Source organism: Sorangium sp. So ce887 (assembly GCF_051521455.1).
In the GTDB taxonomy this organism is placed as follows: Bacteria; Myxococcota_A; Polyangia; order Polyangiales; family Polyangiaceae; genus Sorangium.
Genome location: NZ_CP150354.1, coordinates 4268701 through 4287303 on the forward strand (window position 1 = coordinate 4268701; position 18603 = coordinate 4287303).

Consider the following 18603-nt stretch of genomic DNA (forward strand, 5'->3'; position numbering starts at 1 on the left):
CGGCGCTCGCTACCGCGGCGCCAGGTCGAGGGGGGGCGGCGAGGCAGGCCCGGGCGAGCGCCGTGGAGCCTGGCTGGGCGCGGGGGCGCGCGGCGGAGGCGGCGGGGGGCGGGGCGGGTTCGACGGCCATCCAGGCCGCAGTACAGGCGCGCCGGTGACGGGCGGCGCCGGCAAGGGCCCCGGGACGCGCGGCACGGGGGCGATCGGGGGCGCCGGGTACGGCGTCCCCGGCGCGGGCGCGGCGCTGCCGGGCACATACGCCGGCTGTCCGCTCGGGAGAGCCGCGGCTGCGTCGGCGGGGACCGCGGCGTCGGCGCCTGCGTCGGCCGGGGTGGCCGCGTCGGCGGCCAGCTCAGCCGCGGCTGCGTCGGCCGGGGCCGCGGCGTCAGCGATGGCGTCGATCGTGGTCGTCACGGCCACGGCTGCGTCCTGCGCCGCGGCTGCGTCCTGCGTCACCCCGGCGTCGGGCGGAGCCAGCGTCGGCCCGGACGCGCCTGGACGCGCGAAGGGCAACCCCAGCGAGCCGAACGGCAGGCCGCCGGAACGCCGGACCAGCAGGAACGCTGCCGCCGCCGCCAGACCCAGAACGATCAGCGTGATCAGCGCCACGCGGACGAACGACCCCTTCGCCCAAGCCGGGCGCGCGCGCTGCTCGGGCATCGACGCGACCGTGCTCGTGGGCCCGTTCGCGTGCACCGCTGGACCCGCGTGCGCCGCCCCGACGTGCAGCGGACCGACGTGCGCCGCCGGCCGGCCCGCAGGCAGCGGCGGCGGGCCCATCGGCAGGGGCGGCAGCCCTGCCGCGAACTCGAGCGGCGAGCTCGTCGCGTCCGGATGCGACTTGCGGGTCGCGTCCGGGTTCGACTTGCGCATCGGATCCGGGTTCGAGCGGCGCGAGCTGGTCGGCCCCGACATGCGCGAGCTGGCCGGCCCCGACATGCGCGAGCTCGCGGGGCCCGACATGCGCGAGCTGGCCGGGCCCGACATGCGTGAGCTCGCGGGGCCCGCTCCGGCGGAGGGCGGCGCCGCGTCGGCCGGGTCCTCCGGCGCCTCCGGCCCGTCCTGCAGGATCGGCAGCATGGAGATGCGCCGGAGCATCACCTCGGTCGCGTCCTCGGGGCGCGCTGCCTGCGGCTTGTGCGGGTGGGCGCGCTCGGCGAGGATCCGATCGAGCTCGTCGATCGCCTGGTCGATCCGTTCCTTGCGCGCCTCGGCGACCCCGGGGAGCAGCTCGCGGACGAGCTGGCCCACCTGCTTGTCGTTGTAGCTGTTGCGGATGGCGATGCTCACCTGCTCGAGATCGCGGCGCAGCTCAGCGGCCGTCTGGTACCGCTCGTTCGGGTTCTTGGCGAGCGCCCGCATGATGATGCGATCGAGCTCCGGGTGGACCTCGGGCATGATCTCGCGCGGCGGCTGCGGGTTGCGGTTGGCGATCTGCTGCATCGCCTCGAGCGGGCCCTTGCCGCGGAACGGCGTGTGGCCCGTCACGAGCAGGTAGAGCAGCACGCCCATGGAGAACAGATCGCTGCGGCGATCGAGCGCGCCGCCCATCACCTGCTCGGGCGAGAAGTACCCCGTCTTGCCCTTGATCGCGCCGACGCGGCTGATCTGCGCGCGCGCCCGCGTCTTCGCGACGCCGAAGTCGACGACCTTGACCATGCCGTCGAAGGTCACCATCACGTTCTCGGGCGTGACGTCGCGGTGGATGAGGTTGAGCAGCTCCCCCGTGTCGTCGCGGACCTCGTGCGCGGCGTGCAGGCCGGCGCACGCGTCGATCATCACGTGGAGCACCCAGCTGAGCGGCAGGAGCGCGCGCTTCGCCTTCTGGTTCGAGAAGATCTTCGCGATCGGGGCGCCGTCGATCCACTCCATCGCGAGGTACGGCCGATCGCGGACCTCGCCGTACGCGAGGATGTGCACCACGTTCGGGTGGAGGATGCGCGACGCGGTGCACGCCTCGTCGAGGAACATCGCGCGCGCGTCGTCGTCCCCGCGCATCGCGTCCGACAGCAGCTTGACGGCGACGATCTGGACGGTGCCGTTGGGCCGCCTGAGCCGCCCAGCCCACACGGCGGCCATGCCGCCCACGGCCGCAGGAAACAGCAGCTCGTAGGGGCCGATGGTATCCCCCGGCTGGAAGTTACCGGGGTCGTCGTCGTTCCAATCACTCCACGGATCTTTGGCCACGCGCTCCCCCACCATGTCGGAAGACGTGCAGCGCGACAAGACCTGGCGCTCGGCCCCGTCTTCCCGCTCCGCTGCGCGGCGCCTCCGGTGTCAGGCCCGGCGACGCTCGCCTACCATGCGCTCGAGCCGCCCGAGCGCCCGGACGAGGACGTCCTCGCTCGGGCCGAACGAAAAGCGGACGTGGTGACGGAACCGTGACGGCCGGCCCGCCCGGCGCTTGCCCGGGTTGACGTCGAAGAACTCGCCCGGCACGACGATGATCCGCTCCCCGAGCGCCGCCCGGAAAAAGCCGTGGCCGTCCGAGAGCCCCGGCGGCAGGTCGGCGACCGAGCCCCAGACGTAGAACGTGCCCTCGGGCGCCACGTCGATGGTAACGCCGATCTTGCGCAGCCCCGCGAGCAAGAGCTCGCGCTTGCGCGAAAACGCGCCGTGGATGGCCGTCGTCTCGGCGCGGGTGTGCTCGATGGTAAGCAACTCTGCCGCGGCGCGCTGCATCGGCTTCGAGCCGCCGCCGTCGAGGAAGCTGCCGGCGCTCGCCACCGCCTCGATGACCTCGCGCGGCCCCAGGGTCCAGGTGACGCGCCAGCCGGGGTAGCGCCAGTTCTTCGTCAGGCCGTCGAAGAGCACCACCGGATCGCGGTCGACCTCCTCGACGTAGCGCGCGGCGCTCTCCATCGGGGCGACGTCGCCCATCCCGTAGACGTAGTGCGAGTAGAACTCGTCGAGCAAGAGCGCGCAATCGAGCTCCTTCGCGGTGCGGACCCAGGCGGCGAGCTCCTCGCCGCGCACGTGCTTTCCGGTCGGGTTGCATGGGTTCGAGGCGAGGATCGCGCTCAGGCCGCGGCCGAGGATCTCGCGCCGGAGGTCGCCGACCGAGAACGAGTAGCCCCGCTCGCCCTCGAGCAGGATCGGGATCGGTGAGAACAGCCGGAAGACGTCGAGCAGCTCCTCGTACGCGGTGTAGTCGGGCAGGAAGTGGCCGAGGTTGATCTGGCCGAGCGCGGCCGCGGCGCGGGTGAGGGCGATGCGGCCCCCGCCCGACACGGCGACGTTCTCGGCCGTGTAGCGCGACGGCATGCCTCGCCGGTACGCACGGTTGTACAGCGAGGCGACCGCCTCGCGCAGCTCCCACAGCCCGGCCACCGGCGCGTACTCCTGGTCGTCGCCGGCGATCGGCACCGCCGAGCAGCGCTCGGGCGCGCCAGGCAGCGGCCCCGTCTCCGGCTGACCTTGCCCGAGGTTGCACCAGCCGTCCGCCGCCCCCTCGTCGACGCCCGGCTTGAACCCGAGGCGCGCGGCCTCGGTCGTAACGTAGATGACGCCCGTCCGCGGGACCTTCCGGAAGGCGTGGACCGCCCGCTCCTCGCCGCGCTGGGGGGGCCTGTGCTCCCGTTCCGCCGGCGCCCCGGGGTCGCTCGGGCGGGCCTCGTCTCCCTGGATGTCGCCGGGCTCTTCAGGATGCTCTCGCTCTACGTCCGTCATCGTTCGCTTCCAGGCGTCTCTCCAGGCATCGTTGGGGGCGGTGTCGAGGGGGGGCAGCGCGGGCGGGCGGCGCCTCAGGCCTTCTGGGCCGCCGGCTTCGCCTCGTCGACGCTCGCCGGCTCGTGGCGCCGCGCCCACGGCATCGGCTTACCCGAGAAGAGGCAGAGCAGGTAACAGCAGAAGGCGAGTGAGACCGCGGTGAGCGCCGTGTACTTGTCGTCGTTGTAGTGGAACGTGATCCAGATGAACTGGCTGAGCGCTGCCAGGCCGAACAGGGGCACCTCGATCTGCCGTTTCAGCCGCGTGAGCGGCGCGCTCAGGATCATGAACGAATAGTAATAACAGGTGAGCTGCGAGAGCAGAATGACGAAGATCTGGGCCAGGCACTGGGCCACCCACAGCGAGCGGATCCGCCGGCACACGTACACGAAGCCGGCGAAGCTGGCGGCGATGATCCCGTAGGCGATCCACCGGTATTTCGCGTAGCGCTCGTTGCGCATCCGCTTCCAGACCTCGAACGGATCGACGAGCTTCGTGTCCTTCGTGTACTTCATCCGGCCGGACTCGACGCCGGTCCCGGGCTTGTGGCCGACGAGGACGCGGAGGCCCATGTGGTTCGTCAGCGGCGTCTGGTCGTGCACCTTGAGGGTGTGCTCGTAGAACTGCACGTACGAGTCCTTGCCGGAGACCTTCATGCTCACCGGGATGAGCACGGCGGCCGCGAGGACGCCGCCGATCAGGACCTGCACGTGCGATCGCGCCATCCGCTTGTGGCGGACGAGGTAAATCCCCGCGACGGTCAGCCAGCCGATCACGGGCAGGCCGGGGAAGATGCGCAGGAGGCCGGCGTAGACCATGCTCGCGCCGGCGAGCTTGAAGTAGCGCTTGCGGATGAGGCAGGCCGAGAGGACGAGGTAGAAGAGCCAGTCCTGCCGGAGGAACGCGCCGCCGGTCCAGTAGAACGGCGCCGACGACTGGCAGCCCCAGAAGATCGCCGCGACGGCGAAGACCCGCCACCCGAAGGCCCAGTAGATGGCGGCGAACATGCCGAGCAGGTAGAAAATATCGAAGCTGGCGAGGAACTGGAGGTAGCCGGTGCTGGCCGGCTGGAGGTCCCCCCAGAATTTGCCCATGATCGTCCAGACCGGCGGCGGGTTGTAGCCGTGGTCCTTCTGCATGTCCTCCCAGTAGCCCTTGTCGGAGGACGTCCGGAAGAACTGCACGTCGGCCTTGAACTTCTCCCAGCGCTCCGGGGCGAAGTGCGCCTTGCAGATCTCGGGTTGGCCGAGCACCTCGCTCGCCGGCATGAGGAGGTTGTCGCCGCCGAGGTTCCGGATCTTCTTGTCCGGGTGGCGGACCTCCTTCGCCATGTCCAGCTTGACAGGCCGCCCGGTGTCCTCGTTCGTGTACGTGACGAGCCCGAGCTCGTCCTGCGCGATCAGCGCGCACTTGTAGAGGCCGTCGTACCCCATCTCGGGGAAGTACTTGGCCCCCATGTAGTAATGGAACTGATCCCATCGGTGGTAATACTTGGCATAGCCGAAGCGGAAGCCGTTGAAGTAGGCGACGATGGCGGCGACCCCGAGGGCCACGCCGACGTACCGCTTCCAGCGCTCCGCGATCGGCCGGCGCATCCCCTCGCGCTGCGTCTCGTAGAAGACGCAGAGCGCGGCGCCCATCGCGATCAGCACCTTCGCCAGGTCCACGGCGCGGGCGTGCTCGTCGATGTACCGGTGCAGGCCATAGAAGAACAGCGCGACGCCAGCGGCGACCGCGCCGTACCGCGCGAGCACGCGAAGGCGAGGCGGCGCGAAGGCGTTGAGCGCGTACGCGGCGCCGAAGTAGGCGCAGAACGCGGTGACGATCTCGATGATTTCTTGTGACGTGAGCTTCATTGCCTGCGGTTCGGGATCGGGATCGAGGTGACGTGGGGGGCGCGCCGGCGGGCCTCTGCGCCGGCCTGCCGCGACAGCGCGCCCGGCGACGAGCGCTGCTGCCGCCGCCCCGACCCGCCGCTGCGGGCTGGAGCCCGTCGGCCGGGGCGACGCCGTAGGTGCAGAACGCACCCCGTCCCGGACGGGCTCCACGGGGGAGGCGGGGGCCACCTTAGCCGAAATCCAGGGAGTGTGGCGTTCTCGTTGTGGGAACCGTGCCAGGGGAGGGAAGCGCAGGAATCCGACGGGAAGCAGGGGAAGCACGGGAGGCGATGGGAAGCAGGGGAAGCACGGGAGGCGATGGGAAGCAGGGCAAGCACGGGAGGTGATGGGAAGCAGGGGAAGCAAAGGGAGGCGGTGAGCGCACCCAGGCGCCGCGTGTGACCTGGGCGGAGCCTTGGCGGTTCGACGTGCTGCGCAATTGAGCGGGCTTCCTCCGCCGAGCAGAGCTCGTGTATCGTCTCCCTTCGTGTCGAACGACAGTTTCTCTTCCGCTTCTTCGGGGGGCTCCGAGCGAGAGGGGGCTCGCGGCCCCTACGGTTTCCTCGTCCGGGTGGACGGCGCGCCGCCGCTCTGGTGCCGGGAGGTGCGGGGCTTCCACCGCGCCGCGGTGGCCGCGGCCGATCCCGACGCGATGCCCCCCGCTCAGCTCGTGCTCGTCGGCCTCGACGAAGCGACGCGCGCGTGGCTCGCGTCGTGGGCCGAGGACAGCGAGCGCGTGCGGCGCACGATGACGATCCGCAGGCTGCTCGACGACCGGGAAGCCACCGCGGTCGTGACGCTGGCGTCCTACGGTTACGGGGTCGAGACGGCGCTCGCCGTCGAGTCGGTCGTGGTGCCGGCGGGCGAGGGGCCCGCGGCCATCCTGCGCAGCGGCGTGCATACGAAGGAAGAGATCGACGCGATGCTCGCGGTCCTCGCCACGGCGCTGCCGGAGGCCGAGGAGCCGAGCTGGTTCATGCACGTCTAGCCGGCGCGCGCTGGAGCCACGCGCGCACCGCGGCGCCTCCGGCGAGCTCGCCGCGCGCCGCGCCCACGCCCGCCGCTGCCGTCCGCGCTGCTGTTCCGCTCCGCCGGGACACGTTCCGTCGGATGTGCTCCCGTGTTCGGACGCGCTCCGTCCGCTGCTCGCCCGCGCTCTGCGCGTAGCCCCCCGGAAGCACGCTTTGCGCCGTGCGCCTTGCGCCGTGCGCCGTGTGCCTTGCGCCATGCGACGACGGGCGCTGCGCCTTGTCCGGCCTGGTCGCTCCGAGCGCTCTGCGCGCTGCGCCGGCGCGCGAAGCGAGGAATGAATGGAAGCGAATCGCTTTCGATGTTTCGGTGCGTGAGCCCCTTGCTCGCCTGAACAGCGGTGATAGGCTGGTCCTCGGCCTCGGACGGAGCATCAGCTCCAGGATGGTCCTGCCGTGGAGCACCACGGTGCTGGGGTCGACACCAGATCGGCGGGCTCTCCGCTGATCCGCATCGAACACCCTTGCCATGCCGGACGATCTCTTTCGATCCGGCGCGGGGTGCCGGCACGCCGGAGGAGGGATGGACACCATGCACAGTACCAGTGGCTCTTCTATACCGGAGGCTGGGAACAGCTGACCCTCGTGGAGCGTGACGCAGGGTCATCGGGGCCTTGCGAGACGCCTCCGCGCTCGGCCAGGTCCGGTGCCTAACAACCTGTTGATTGCCATCGCGACCTCCGCGAGACCGGCAGAGAGGGAATCGAGGGAGACTCAGGTCTTCCGGAAACGATTCTCACCGGTGCTCCGGGGTCGATCGCTCGTCGCGATGGGGCAGGGGAGGCGCCGCACAGGCGGGATCAAGCGGGGTCCAGAAGGCCTCCGGTAGAGGCCCACGGGACGGGTCGGGTGCAAGCGAAGCACCCGACCCGTTTTTTATTTCCATTGCCAGGGGCGCTTTTTTGTCCCTCGCCGCGCCCCTCTGGTAGGCGGGCTCGATGCGGATGCTGCTGCTCGCGTTGCTGCCGGCTGTGCTCCCGGCGTGCGTCGACGCCTTCGGGGACGAGACCGCGGCGCAGGGGACCGCGCTCGGCACCTTCCACGTGGTCGGGACGCAGACGGCGAACACGTGCGGTGAGGGGGCGCTCGGGGCGACGCGCCTGTGGGAGTTCGATGTCGAGCTCGCGCGCGGCGAGGGCGCGCTGTTCTGGGACAACGGCGCCAGCGTCACCGAGGGCGTCCTCGCCGAGGACAAGGTGAGCTTCTCGATCGAGGGGCGCGTGCTCGTGGACATGCGCACCGGCGACGCGCCGCCGGGGCCGCCGTGCTCCGTCGAGCGGCGCGACCGGGCGAGCGGGGAGCTCGGCGACGCCGGCGACGACGTCGCGCGGTTCAAGGCGCGGATGTCCTACGCGTTCACGCCCACGGCGGGATCGCACTGCGAGAATCTCGTGGCCGGCGAGCTCAGCTTCGCTCCGGTGTTCGCCGCGCTGCCGTGCGGGATGGACTACGATCTCACGGCCAAGAAGAGCGCGTCTCCGCCCGAGTGAGCGCCGGGTGGGCGTGGACCTCCGGGCGCGCGCCGCGGTAGGGTGCCGCGAGCGTGATGCACGTCATCCATCATCTGGGCGGGCGCGGAGGGGGGCGATCCATCCTGGTGCACGGCGGCGCGGGGAACGTCGCCCCCAAGCGGCGGCCGCTGCACGCGGCGGGGTGTCTCCGCGCGGCGCGCGAGGGGGCGCGCGTGCTCGCCGAGGGCGGGAGCGCGCTCGACGCGGTCGAGCGCGCGGTGCGCGTCCTCGAGGACGATCCGCTCTTCAACGCGGGTACGGGGGCGGTCCTCAACGAGGAGGGCCACGTCGAGCTCGACGCGTCGATCATGGAGGGCCGCGGGCTGCGGGCCGGCGCGGTCTGCGCGCTCTCGGATTTCGCCGAGCCGATCGCGATCGCGCGCGCGGCGCTGGAGGACGGCAGGCACGTGCTCTACGCCGCCCACGGCGCCGCGAGGTTCGCGCGAGCGATGGGGTTCTCGCCCGTGGGCGAGGCGGCGCTCATCACCGAGGCCGCGCGGGAGGCGCTCGCCGCGGTCCAGCAGGGCGCGGGACGCGCGACCTCCTGGGCGGGCAGCACGGTCGGCGCGGTCGCGCGCGACGCGAGCGGGCTCACCGCTGCGGCCACGAGCACGGGCGGCACGGCGAACAAGCGGGTCGGGCGGGTGGGGGACTCGCCGCTCATCGGGGCCGGGACGTACGCCGACGACGAGGCCGGGGCCGTGTCGACGACCGGCTACGGAGAGGGGATGATCCGGCTCGCGTCGGCGCACTCCGCCGTGGAGCGGATGCGCGCCGGCTGCAGCGCCGAAGAAGCCGCAAGGGGGATCATCGCGCACCTGGCAGAGCGGCTCGACGTGACCGGGGGCGTCATCGCCATCGACCGGTGCGGGCGGTTCGGGCTGGCGCGGTCGACTGAGACGATGTCGTGGGCGGCGGCCGGGGACTGGGGTGAAGAGAGCGGTGTGTAGCACGCCGGGGGATCCGAGGGCCACGCTGCCGCACGTAGCCAGCGCTGCCACGAGGATCTAGTCTGCCGGCCCCATGATCCCTGCCGGTCCCTTGCCCGTCGTCCCGCTCTCCTCGCCGCCTGACCTGATCTGGCGTGTCCCCGGCTCGAAGAGCATCACGAACCGCGCGCTCGTGCTGGCGGCGCTGGCAGAGGGCGAGAGCACGCTGGAGGGGGTGCTCCACAGCGACGACACGCGGCACATGCGGTCCGCCCTGGAAGCGATGGGGATCGGGATCCAGGACGCCGGGCCGGAGACGCTCGTGGTGCAGGGGGGGCGGCGCCGGCTGCGCGCGCCGGAGCGCGAGCTGTTCATCGGGAACAGCGGCACCACGGTGCGCTTCCTGGCGGCGCTCGCGTGCCTGGTGCCCGGCGAGGTGGTGCTGGTCGGCGACGAGCACATGGCCAAGCGCCCGATCGCCGATCTTGTCGACGGCCTGAGGCAGCTCGGCGCGGACGTGGCGTGCGCGACCGGATGCCCGCCGCTCCGGATCCGGGGCGGCCGGCTGAAGGGCGGCACCCTGACGATGCGCGGGGACCGCTCCAGCCAGTACTTCTCGGCGGTGATGATGGCCGGCCCCTTCGCCGAATCCGCCATCGATCTGCGCATCGCCGGCGAGCTGGTGAGCCGCCCGTACGTCGAGATCACGCGCCGCATGGTCGCGGATTTCGGCGGTCGAATCGACGAGGCCACGGGCGGGTTCACCGTCCATCCCTCCAGCGGGTACCGCCCGCGGAGGTACCCGATCGAGCCTGACGCGTCGTCCGCGAGCTACCCGTTCGCGCTCGCCGCGGCCGCGGGCGGCGCCATCACCGTGCCCGGCCTCGGGGAGGGGGCGCTGCAAGGGGACTACCGGTTCGTCGAGCTCCTGGAGCAGGCCGGCGCGCGCGTGAGCCAGCAGGCGGATGCCACCACGGTGCGCAGCGACGGGCGCCTGCGCGGCATCGACGTCGACATGCACCACATCTCGGACACGGTGATGACGCTGGCGGCGATCGCGCCGCTCTTCGAGGGGCCGACGACGATCCGGAACGTGGCGAACATCCGGATCAAGGAGACGGACCGCCTCGCCGCCACGGTCGCGGAGCTCCGCCGCCTGGGGCAGGAGGTGACCCACGGCGACGACTGGCTCCGAATCGAGCCGCGCCCGCTGACGCCCGCGCTGGTGCATAGCTACAGCGACCACCGCATGGCGATGAGCTTCGCGATCCTGGGGCTGTGCCGGCCCGGGATCACGATCGAGAACCCGGCCTGCGTCGCGAAGACGTATCCGACGTTCTGGGAGGACGTCGAGCGGTGCCGCGGCGCGGTCGACGCGGCGCCTCGGGGATAATCGCTGGATCACGGGCCCTCGCCTCACCGGTTTGGCCGAGGAGCCTCAGCGTGCGCGTGGGCTGCAGCGGCTCGATGCGCGGGAGGATCGAGCAGAAGCCGGAGCCTGGAGCTCACGAGATTGCGAGCACGGCCTCCACCTCGATCCTCAGATCCGAGGAGAAAAGCCCAGCCACTCGGACCAAGGAGCTGGCCGGCAGCGCGGCGCCATAGATCCGAAACAGCGTTTCTCTCAGCGCCGCGATGTCGTCGAAGCTCGTGACGAAGATCGTCACCTTGGCTATCGCCTCCAGGCTGACCTGCTCGGCGCGCGCGATGCTCGCGATCTGCGAGAAGATCGCCTCTGCCTGCTCGGCGACGCTGCCCTTCTGAGCGGGTGAGCCGAACGCCGTCAGCCCTGAAAGGAACAGAAAGCCGTTGTGCTTGACGGCATGAACGTACGGCCCCACCGGGTCACCCAGCGCAGAATAGTTCTTTCTCTCCACAGCGGCTCTCCTCGTCCACCGGCGGCCTGACCCTCATTCTCCGGCCCTGGATTGTACCGGCGGCGCCGGTTCCTTGTGAAACATCCCGGCGAGGATCCGCTCGGCCGCGTCGGCCAGGATGTCGCGCGCGAGCCGGGTCTCCTCGCCGAAGAAGCGCGTGGCCACGCCGGCGTCGAGCGCGTGCGTGGCGAGGAGCGCGAACGCCTCCGCCTCGTCGAACGTCGCCTCGGCGGTCAGCACGCGCTTCCCCGGCCGGAGGCCCTCCTGGTCGAAGCGGCCTCGCCAGGTCTCTCCCAGGGTGACCGAGAAGTACTGCGCGGCCACGTTCCCCGGGCGGGCCATGTGCGAGACCGCGACCACGGCCCGGAGCCGCTCGCGCTCCTCGGGGGTCATGTCCCGCTTCCAGGCCTCGACCGTGGCATGCATCGTCTCGATCTGGTCGCGCGCCGCGTCCTCGGCGTTGAGGAGGACGTCCGGGGTCTGCGCGCGGGTGAAGGCGGACAGCGCCTCGGGCGCGACGCTGCCCGCCGCGCTCGCCTCGTCGAGGAGCGCGAGCGACGCGTCGAGGATCCGGCGCTGGCGGGCGAGCTGCTCCGGGGTGAAGCCGCGGCCGTCGAGGTCGGCCGCGGCCGCGGCGATGCGCTGCCGGAGCTCGGCCAGCCGGCCCTGCGCGTCGCCGTCGAGCGCGCCTCGCCGGCCCGAGAGGAGCGTGTGGACGGCGAGCGGGGCGTGGGCGACCACCTTGAGCTCGTGGTAGCGCCGGGTGCGCGCGGGGCCCTCGAACCGCTGGCCGCCGCGCCGCAGGATGAGGCTGTCGTCGATCTGGGCGATGATCGGCTCGATGCTGGCGAGGACGGCCTCCCGGCGCGCGGCGTAGGCGTCGAGGAAGGCCTGGTTGAGGGCGCCGAGCGGGTCGGTGGGGGCCAGCGCCGCGCTCACCTCCCGCGGCGCCCCGGAGGACGCGCGCTCGACCATTGCGCGAGCTCCATAGCACCCGCGCGGGCCCGATCTCAGGGGCGTGGCCGCGCGTTCGCGTCGAGCGCGTCGAGCCAGTCGAGCGCCTCATCCATGACCCGCTCGGCGTCCGGCATCTCTCCGTGGCGCGCTCCGGGCATCTCCCGATAGACCGCCGGGATCTTCGCCGCCATGAGGCCGCCCGCGCCCTCCTTCATGCGGTACCTCGCGTCGAGCTCGCCGCTGATCATCACCGCCCCCCGGATGTCCCGGAGGCGAGCGGCCGAGGGCGTCGTGGGCGCGCCGAGCAGCACGAGCCGCGCGTACCGCTCCGGCCAGCGCTCCGCGAGCCGCTCGGCGATGTAGGCCCCCTGCGAGTAGCCGATGACGACGAGGTCCTCCGCCTCGCCCCCGCACGCTGCCAGCGCGTTCCGGATGCGCCGGTCCTGCGCCTCGGGGTCGGGCGAGTACTTGCTGAACACGCCGTCGCCTCCGCAGGGCACGTCGCCCTGGAGCCCGAGCACCCCGCCGTGCTCGCGCGCCGCGCCCTGGAACGCCTGCACGTAGCCGAGCCCGTGCCCGCACATGCCGTGGAGGAAGACCATCCGCGGGCACGCGCCGCCCCGTCCGGTGACCACGAACGCCGGCAGATCGCCGGGCACGGCCATCTCGGTCGCCACGAGCGGCGGATCGACCGCGCGCGGATCCATGGCCGTCGCCTGCTCCGGGCGCTCCTGCGCGAGCGCACGCTCCTCCTTCCCACACCCCGCCGCGAGCACGGCGAGGCTCAGCCCTGCGATGGCTACAGAGGAAAATTTCATAAATCTGGCGTTGTGCCAGGACCGGCCGACCGCAAGAGGTCCACCGCGAAGCGGTTGACATGTCTGTTTTAACGGATTATTTATCCGTTTTATTGGATTTGGCTGGCTGGTCGCGTTCCCACGAGCGTCACGCCATCGGGGCGCGCCCGGGGCTCGCCGGCAGCGCCTGGGGCGCCTCGAGGTCGAGGGGGGATTCTCCGCTTCAACCTGTTGTGCACGCTCTTGTGCACGGAGTTGCACGGAGCGCGCCCGGAGAGATCGATGGGACAGGAGGAGCACGATCGATGAGCAACCGCGCCCTGGAGTACTTTGGCGAGCGATACGGCAGCGAGGGGGCGGCGCCCCGCTTCGCGCAGTGGAACGAGGTAATCGAGAGCCTGCTCGGGCACCGCTCGGTGCGCCGGTACGCGCAGCGGCCGCTCCCGGAGGGCACGCTCGAGCTCCTCGTGGCCGCCGCGCAGTCGGCGCCGAGCTCCTCGAACCTCCAGCTCTGGAGCGTGCTCTCGGTGCAGGATGCCGAGCGGCGGAGGCGCCTCGCGGAGCTCGCCGGCGGCCAGGCGCACGTGCGCGACTGCGGGCTGTTCCTTGTCTGGCTCGCCGACCTGCGGCGGCTCGGCGACCTCGCGGAGCGCCGCGGCGTCGGGCACGAGGGGCTCGACTACCTCGAGATGTTCGTCATGGCGGTGGTCGACGCGGCGCTCGCCGCCCAGAACGCGCTCGTCGCGGCCGAGTCGCTCGGCCTCGGCACGGTCTACATCGGCGCGCTGCGGAACCACCCGGAGGCGGTCGCGGCCGAGCTCGGCCTGCCTCCCCAGGTGTTCGCGACGTTCGGCCTGTGCGTGGGCTGGCCCGACCCGGCAGCCCAGGCGAGCATCAAGCCGCGGCTCCCGCAGGAGGTCGTCCTGCACCACGAGCAGTACGGCGCGTTCGAGCGAAGGGTAGGCGCCCTCGACGCCTACGATCAGCTCATGGAGCGCTTCTACGCGAGGGAGCGCATGGGCGTGCAGGGGAGCTGGAGCCACCACTCGGCCGCGCGCGTCGCGTCGGCCCAGGCGCTGCGCGGGCGCGACCTGCTGCGCGCTGCGCTCTCCGCGATGGGGTTCCGGCTGCAGTAGCCGGTGCCCCGGCGATCGCGCTCGGCGGCGGAGATGCACCAGGAGCAGCACCCGCGCAGCAGGCCCTGATGCGCCGCCAGCAACGACGGCGCCGCCCGCCGGATCGCGGCGGAGAAACGGGCCGTGGCATGTCGGCTGCAATTCAGAGCGGATGGCCGAGCGCTCGGCAGAGCGATGGGCCGAGCGCTCGGCAGAGCGATGGGCCGAGCCTTCGGCAGAGCAGCTGACCTGAGCAAGGGAGTCGTCCAATCATGAGCGAGGTACGGGAGCCAGAGGGAGAGGTCGGGCGCGCCCTCGACGGGAGCGACACGCTGGCGCTGGAGGCCGACGTCCTGGTGCTGGGCGGCGGTCCAGCCGGGGCCTGGGCGGCGCTCGCCGCATCGGCGAAGGGCGCGCGCGTGGTGCTCGCGGACAAGGGCTATTGCGGCAGCAGCGGCGCCACCGCGCCGTCCGGGGTCGGCGTGTGGTACGTGCCCCCGGTCCCCGAGATGCGCGAGGCGGCCAAGGCCAGCCGGGAAGGCCTCGGCGGCCACCTGGCCGACCGGGGCTGGATGGACCGCGTGCTCGACCGGACCTGGGCCAGCGTGAACGACCTCGCGACCTGGGGTTATCCGTTTCCGGTGGACGACGGCGGGCAGCCCGTCCGCCGCAGCCTGCAAGGCCCCGAGTACATGCGCCTCATGCGCAACCGGGTGAAGCTCGCGGGCGTCCGCATCCTCGATCACAGCCCCGCGATCGAGCTCCTGGTCGACGCGAGCGGCGCGGTCGCCGGCGCGGCCGGCATTTGCCGGCAGCTCGGGCACAGGTGGGTGGTGAGGGCCGGGGCCGTGGTCATCGCCACCGGCGGTTGCGCGTTCCTGAGCAAGGCCCTCGGGACCAACGTCCTCACCGGCGACGGCGGTCTCATGGCCGCCGAGGCAGGCGCCGAGATGTCAGGGATGGAGTTCTCGAACGCCTATGCGATCGCCCCGGCCTTCGCGTCGGTCACGAAGACCCTCTTCTACAACTGGGCGACGTTCTACTACGAGGACGGGCGCGTCATCGAGGGGGCCGGCTCGCAGCGCGGCCGGTCCGTGATCGCGGAGACGTTGCTCGCGCAGCCGGTCTACGCCCAGCTCGACAAGGCCGACGAGGCGCTGGAGGCGTGGATGCGCAAGGCCCAGCCGAACTTCTTCCTGCCCTTCGACCGCGCCGGCATCGATCCGTTCAGGCAGCGGTTTCCCGTCACGCTGCGGCTCGAGGGCACCGTGCGCGGCACGGGCGGGATCCGCATCACGAGCCATGCCTGCGCCACGTCGGCGCCGGGGCTCTACGCCGCCGGAGACGCCGCCACGCGAGAGCTCATCTGCGGCGGGTTCACGGGCGGCGGCAGCCACAACGCCGCGTGGGCCATCTCCTCGGGGCAGTGGGCCGGCGAGGGAGCCGCCGTCTTCGCGCGCAGCGTCGGCGCCCGCGCCGGCCAGCGCGCGGCCCGGGGGGTCGGCCGCGCGGCGCTCCCGGCGTCGGGCGGGACGAGGCAGCTCGACGCGGAGGAGGTGATCCGGTCGGTGCAGGACGAGGTGTTCCCCTACGACAAGAACCTGTTCCGCACCGAGCGGGGGCTCGCTGTCTCGCTCGACCGGCTCGATGCGCTGTGGCGGGACGTGCGGCAGGCCCGGCCGGCGGCGGAGGTGCGCGAAGCCGTGCGGGCGCGCGAGAGCGCGGCCATGGTGGCCACCGCGCGGTGGATGTTCAACGCGGCGCGCGCGCGCACCGAGACGCGCGGGATGCATAAGCACAAGGACCATCCCGGGCTCGATCCGGCGCAGCAACGGCGGCTGATCACCGGCGGGCTCGATCACGTGTGGGTGCGCCCCGAATCGCCTGCTCCGGCCTCGCTCGGCGCGGCCGCCGCGGAGGCGCCCGCGCCATGATCGAGCTCGTCAGCGATGCCCGCTGCATCGGGTGCGATCTCTGCGTCGAGGTCTGCCCAACGAACGTGTTCGATCGCGTCCCGGGCGGCGCGCCGGTCATCGCCCGGCAGCGCGACTGCCAGACGTGCTTCATGTGCGAGGCCTATTGCCCGGTGGACGCGCTCTATGTGGCCCCGGACGCCGAGCAGCCGGTCCCGGTCGACGAGCAGCAGCTCTCGGCGTCCGGGCTCCTCGGCAGCTACCGGGCCGCCGTCGGGTGGGGGAGCCGGCGCAGGCCGGGCGCCGCCGCCGACGAGACGTTCCGTGTGCTCGAGGTCGCGCGCCGCGGCTGACGCCTGCGCCGCGCGCTCCTCTCCTCCCGCGCCGCGCCGCGCCGTTTCCGCCTTCCGACGGGAATCTTCCGTCCCCGCGCTATTTGCTCTCGTGGTGAGCCGGTTCGAGGGCGCGCCGCTACTGCCTGACAGACGTGCGCTTGGCTGGCTGGGTCGAAGTAGCCACCGAGATCCTTGCGACCTCCGCGGACATCCGTGGTGGTCGCCGTGCCGGGCATCCGGGCAACGCAGCTCGGGAGCGTCCGAAGCGATGTCGACTTCACTCAAGGTTATCTGGTGGGCCGTTGCCGCAGTCCGGGTGTACAGGGATCTCGCTGCCGGCTGCCTCGCGCGGCTCGCGAGCTCTACCGCGCGAGCCGCGCGCTGGAGGGGTTGAGGCGGCGCCCGCACCACCGTCGCAGAGCAGATATCTCCGGAACTCACCGGCCTGCGCGCCCTGGTGCCCCACCGCGCCGATAGCCGCTCTCGCCCTGGTTGCCGGAGCGACCTCCCCGGCCGTGCGCGCTGACCGCCTTGCGCCGGGAACCTCGGCTCGGTACTGTGCTCGCTCATCACGACCGATCTGCGAAGTCACGAGCCCTCGGAGCGATGACGTTGTGCGTAGAGCCAGCCTTGCCATCGCTCCGTCAGCGCGTGGCGGTACTGACGAAAGTGACGTGGTGCGCGCGCTCATGGCAGGAGAGCCGTGGGCGGCAGCCGCGGTGTGGAACGCGCATGCGCCCAAGGTGTTCCGGATCGTCGCGCGCGTGCTCGGGCCCGGCGCCGACGCAGAGGACGTCACCCAGGAGGTCTTTGTTCGCGTGTTCTCCAGAGTATCGGGGCTGAGAGACCCCGATGCGCTGGGGAGCTTCGTGTTCTCGGTGACCGTTCGACTCCTGAAGTGGGAGCTCCGCCGCAGGCGCGTGAGGCGCATCCTCCAGCTCGCGGACACTGCCGAGCTCCCGGAGCAGGCGGTCGACCCGGCGGACAGCGAGGCGCGCGAGGCGCTGGGCCGCCTTTATGCGATCCTCGACACGCTGAGCGCAGACGACCGGACCGCGTTCGTGCTCCGCCACATGGAGGGGATGAGCCTGCCGGAGATCGCGGAGGCAACCGGGATATCGCTGGCCACCGTGAAGCGCAGGCTCAGCCGGGCAACGGAGCGCGTGTCGTCCCAGGTCGAGAAGGACATGTCCCTCGCCGCTTACTGCACGAGAGGGGAGGCGCGGGATGATGCTTGACGAGGAGAAGGACCCGGCGCTCAGCCCGAACGCCGCGCGCGCGGTCGAGCTCGCTCGCCTGTCGCTCGGCATGATGTCTCCCCAGCAGCGTGTCCAGGGGCTGCTCCGCCTGACGGAGCGGACGGCGAGGCGCCCGGGCTTCCGGCTGTCGCCCCTCCGGGTCGGAGCGCTCGCGCTCGCCGTGGCCGCCGCGGTCCTGCTCGGCGTCAACGGGTGGCAGCGAGGAACGCGCTCCGATCGGCTCTCCGATCGGCTCTCCTACGAGGTGGAGGGCGGCGCCGTGCAGCAGGACGGCTCCGTCCAGGCGGACACATCGAGCCGTCCGAAGGTCCGGTTCTCCGACGGCACCGAGGTTCAACTCGCCGAGATGGCGCGCGCGCACATCGTGTCGGTGAACGAGCAGGGCGCCAGGGTCGCCCTCGACCGGGGAGAGGTCCACGCGCGCGTGGTCCATCGGTCGGAGGCGCAGTGGCTGTTCGATGCGGGGCCGTTCCTCGTGACCGTGACCGGGACAGCCTTCGCGCTCTCCTGGGCGCCGGAGGACGAGCGCCTCGATCTGCGGCTCGAGAATGGCGCCGTCGTCGTCAGCGGGCCGCTGTCCGGCGAGCCGATCGCGGTGCGCGCCGGGCAATGGCTGACCCTGCGGCAGCGCACGGGAGAGGTGCTCCTGCGCGATCTCGATCTTCAGCAGGGCGCCGCGGCGTCGCCGGCGCCCGCCCCGTCGTCGTCCGACCACGCCGAGGAGCCCAGCGCAGCGCCGGTTCCGGACCCGCCCGGGACGCCCGCGGCGGCGCCCGCGGCCGAGCCGAGGCGCGACTGGGCCGGGAAGCTCGCGGCCGGGAAGCTCGACGTCATCGTCGACGAGGCGCAGCGCCGCGGGCTCGACGCCTCGTTCGCGGAGAGCAGCAACGAGGAGCTCTCGGCCCTCGCGGACGCGGCGCGTTACACGCGGCGGAACGACATCGCGCGGCGGGCGCTCCTCGCCCAGCGCCGGCGCTTTCCGGCGACGCAACGGGGCAAGGAGGCGGCGTTCTTGCTCGGCCGCCTCGCGGAGACCCAGGAGGGAGGCGCCGCGGCGCTCGCCTGGTTCGAGACCTATCTCAAGGAGGCTCCGCAGGGGGCTTACGCCTCCGAAGCGCTCGGGCGCAAGATGGTGATCGTGCAGCGGCTCCATGGCGACGCGCAGGCCGAGACCGTCGCGCGGGCGTACCTGCGCCGGTTCCCGGGCGGAACCTACACGCAGGCAGCGCGGGCCCTCGCTCGGACGCCGTGAGGTTCGCGCGGGCGCAGGCGCTGGCCGGGGCCCTCACGCTCCTCC

The 18603-nt window shown here is 72.2% G+C and carries 15 protein-coding genes; 9 read left to right on the forward strand and 6 right to left on the reverse strand.

From position 1 onward, the window contains the following. Nucleotides 1-9: 9 nt before the first annotated feature. From WMF36_RS15855 to WMF36_RS15865, 3 genes are all read right to left on the reverse strand, one after another. Nucleotides 10-2187, reverse strand: coding sequence for a protein kinase domain-containing protein (locus tag WMF36_RS15855; RefSeq protein WP_437580443.1), 2178 nt, complete (start codon nt 2185-2187; stop codon nt 10-12). Between the two features lie 90 nt (nt 2188-2277). Beyond that, nucleotides 2278-3669, reverse strand: a complete 1392-nt coding sequence (locus WMF36_RS15860; protein ID WP_437580444.1) for a pyridoxal phosphate-dependent aminotransferase — start codon at nt 3667-3669, stop codon at nt 2278-2280. Nucleotides 3670-3743: 74 nt separating this feature from the next. After that, a complete protein-coding gene (locus WMF36_RS15865; protein ID WP_437580445.1) occupies nt 3744-5564 on the reverse strand; it encodes a hypothetical protein in 1821 nt (606 codons plus the stop codon). Nucleotides 5565-6072: 508 nt separating this feature from the next. On the opposite strand from WMF36_RS15865, the gene WMF36_RS15870 reads away from it, so the two are divergent. The 4 genes from WMF36_RS15870 to aroA all read left to right on the forward strand — a co-directional run bounded on the left by WMF36_RS15870 (nt 6073) and on the right by aroA (nt 10446). Beyond that, the gene (locus tag WMF36_RS15870) at nt 6073-6573 is read left to right on the forward strand and encodes a hypothetical protein (RefSeq protein WP_437491411.1); all 501 of its coding nucleotides are present in this window, start codon (nt 6073-6075) and stop codon (nt 6571-6573) included. A 978-nt stretch (nt 6574-7551) separates the two neighbouring features. Continuing rightward, nucleotides 7552-8103, forward strand: coding sequence for a hypothetical protein (locus WMF36_RS15875; RefSeq protein WP_437580446.1), 552 nt, complete (start codon nt 7552-7554; stop codon nt 8101-8103). Nucleotides 8104-8159: 56 nt separating this feature from the next. Next, on the forward strand, nt 8160-9074 hold the full coding sequence (locus tag WMF36_RS15880) for an isoaspartyl peptidase/L-asparaginase (protein ID WP_437581919.1): 915 nt from the start codon (nt 8160-8162) through the stop codon (nt 9072-9074). Between the two features lie 73 nt (nt 9075-9147). Further along, nucleotides 9148-10446 (forward strand): 3-phosphoshikimate 1-carboxyvinyltransferase, encoded by a 1299-nt coding sequence (gene aroA / locus WMF36_RS15885; protein WP_437580447.1) that lies wholly within the window; start codon nt 9148-9150, stop codon nt 10444-10446. 112 nt (nt 10447-10558) lie between these two features. Here aroA and WMF36_RS15890 read toward each other — a convergent pair whose 3' ends face one another. The 3 genes from WMF36_RS15890 to WMF36_RS15900 are packed head-to-tail and all read right to left on the reverse strand — an operon-like array spanning nt 10559 to nt 12705. Further along, nucleotides 10559-10930 (reverse strand): RidA family protein, encoded by a 372-nt coding sequence (locus tag WMF36_RS15890; protein WP_437580448.1) that lies wholly within the window; start codon nt 10928-10930, stop codon nt 10559-10561. Nucleotides 10931-10963: 33 nt separating this feature from the next. Then, nucleotides 10964-11905 carry a hypothetical protein gene (locus WMF36_RS15895; protein ID WP_437580449.1) on the reverse strand — a complete coding sequence of 314 codons (942 nt, stop codon included), beginning with the start codon at nt 11903-11905 and terminating at the stop codon, nt 10964-10966. 35 nt (nt 11906-11940) lie between these two features. Then, entirely contained in the window at nt 11941-12705 is a 765-nt protein-coding gene (locus WMF36_RS15900) for an alpha/beta hydrolase (protein WP_437580450.1), read from the reverse strand. Nucleotides 12706-12989: 284 nt separating this feature from the next. Between WMF36_RS15900 and WMF36_RS15905 the strand changes: the two genes are divergently transcribed. The 5 genes from WMF36_RS15905 (at nt 12990) to WMF36_RS15925 (ending at nt 18558) form a co-directional block, all read left to right on the forward strand. Next, on the forward strand, nt 12990-13820 hold the full coding sequence (locus tag WMF36_RS15905) for an NADPH-dependent oxidoreductase (protein WP_437580451.1): 831 nt from the start codon (nt 12990-12992) through the stop codon (nt 13818-13820). 251 nt (nt 13821-14071) lie between these two features. After that, nucleotides 14072-15733 carry an FAD-binding protein gene (locus WMF36_RS15910; RefSeq protein ID WP_437580452.1) on the forward strand — a complete coding sequence of 554 codons (1662 nt, stop codon included), beginning with the start codon at nt 14072-14074 and terminating at the stop codon, nt 15731-15733. Beyond that, nucleotides 15730-16065 carry a 4Fe-4S binding protein gene (locus WMF36_RS15915; protein ID WP_437580453.1) on the forward strand — a complete coding sequence of 112 codons (336 nt, stop codon included), beginning with the start codon at nt 15730-15732 and terminating at the stop codon, nt 16063-16065. Before WMF36_RS15910 ends, WMF36_RS15915 begins: the two co-directional genes overlap by 4 nt. 656 nt (nt 16066-16721) lie before the next feature. Then, a complete protein-coding gene (locus tag WMF36_RS15920) occupies nt 16722-17285 on the forward strand; it encodes an RNA polymerase sigma factor (protein ID WP_437580454.1) in 564 nt (187 codons plus the stop codon). Next, the gene (locus tag WMF36_RS15925; RefSeq protein WP_437580455.1) at nt 17275-18558 is read left to right on the forward strand and encodes a FecR domain-containing protein; all 1284 of its coding nucleotides are present in this window, start codon (nt 17275-17277) and stop codon (nt 18556-18558) included. Before WMF36_RS15920 ends, WMF36_RS15925 begins: the two co-directional genes overlap by 11 nt. Nucleotides 18559-18603 lie beyond the last annotated feature (45 nt).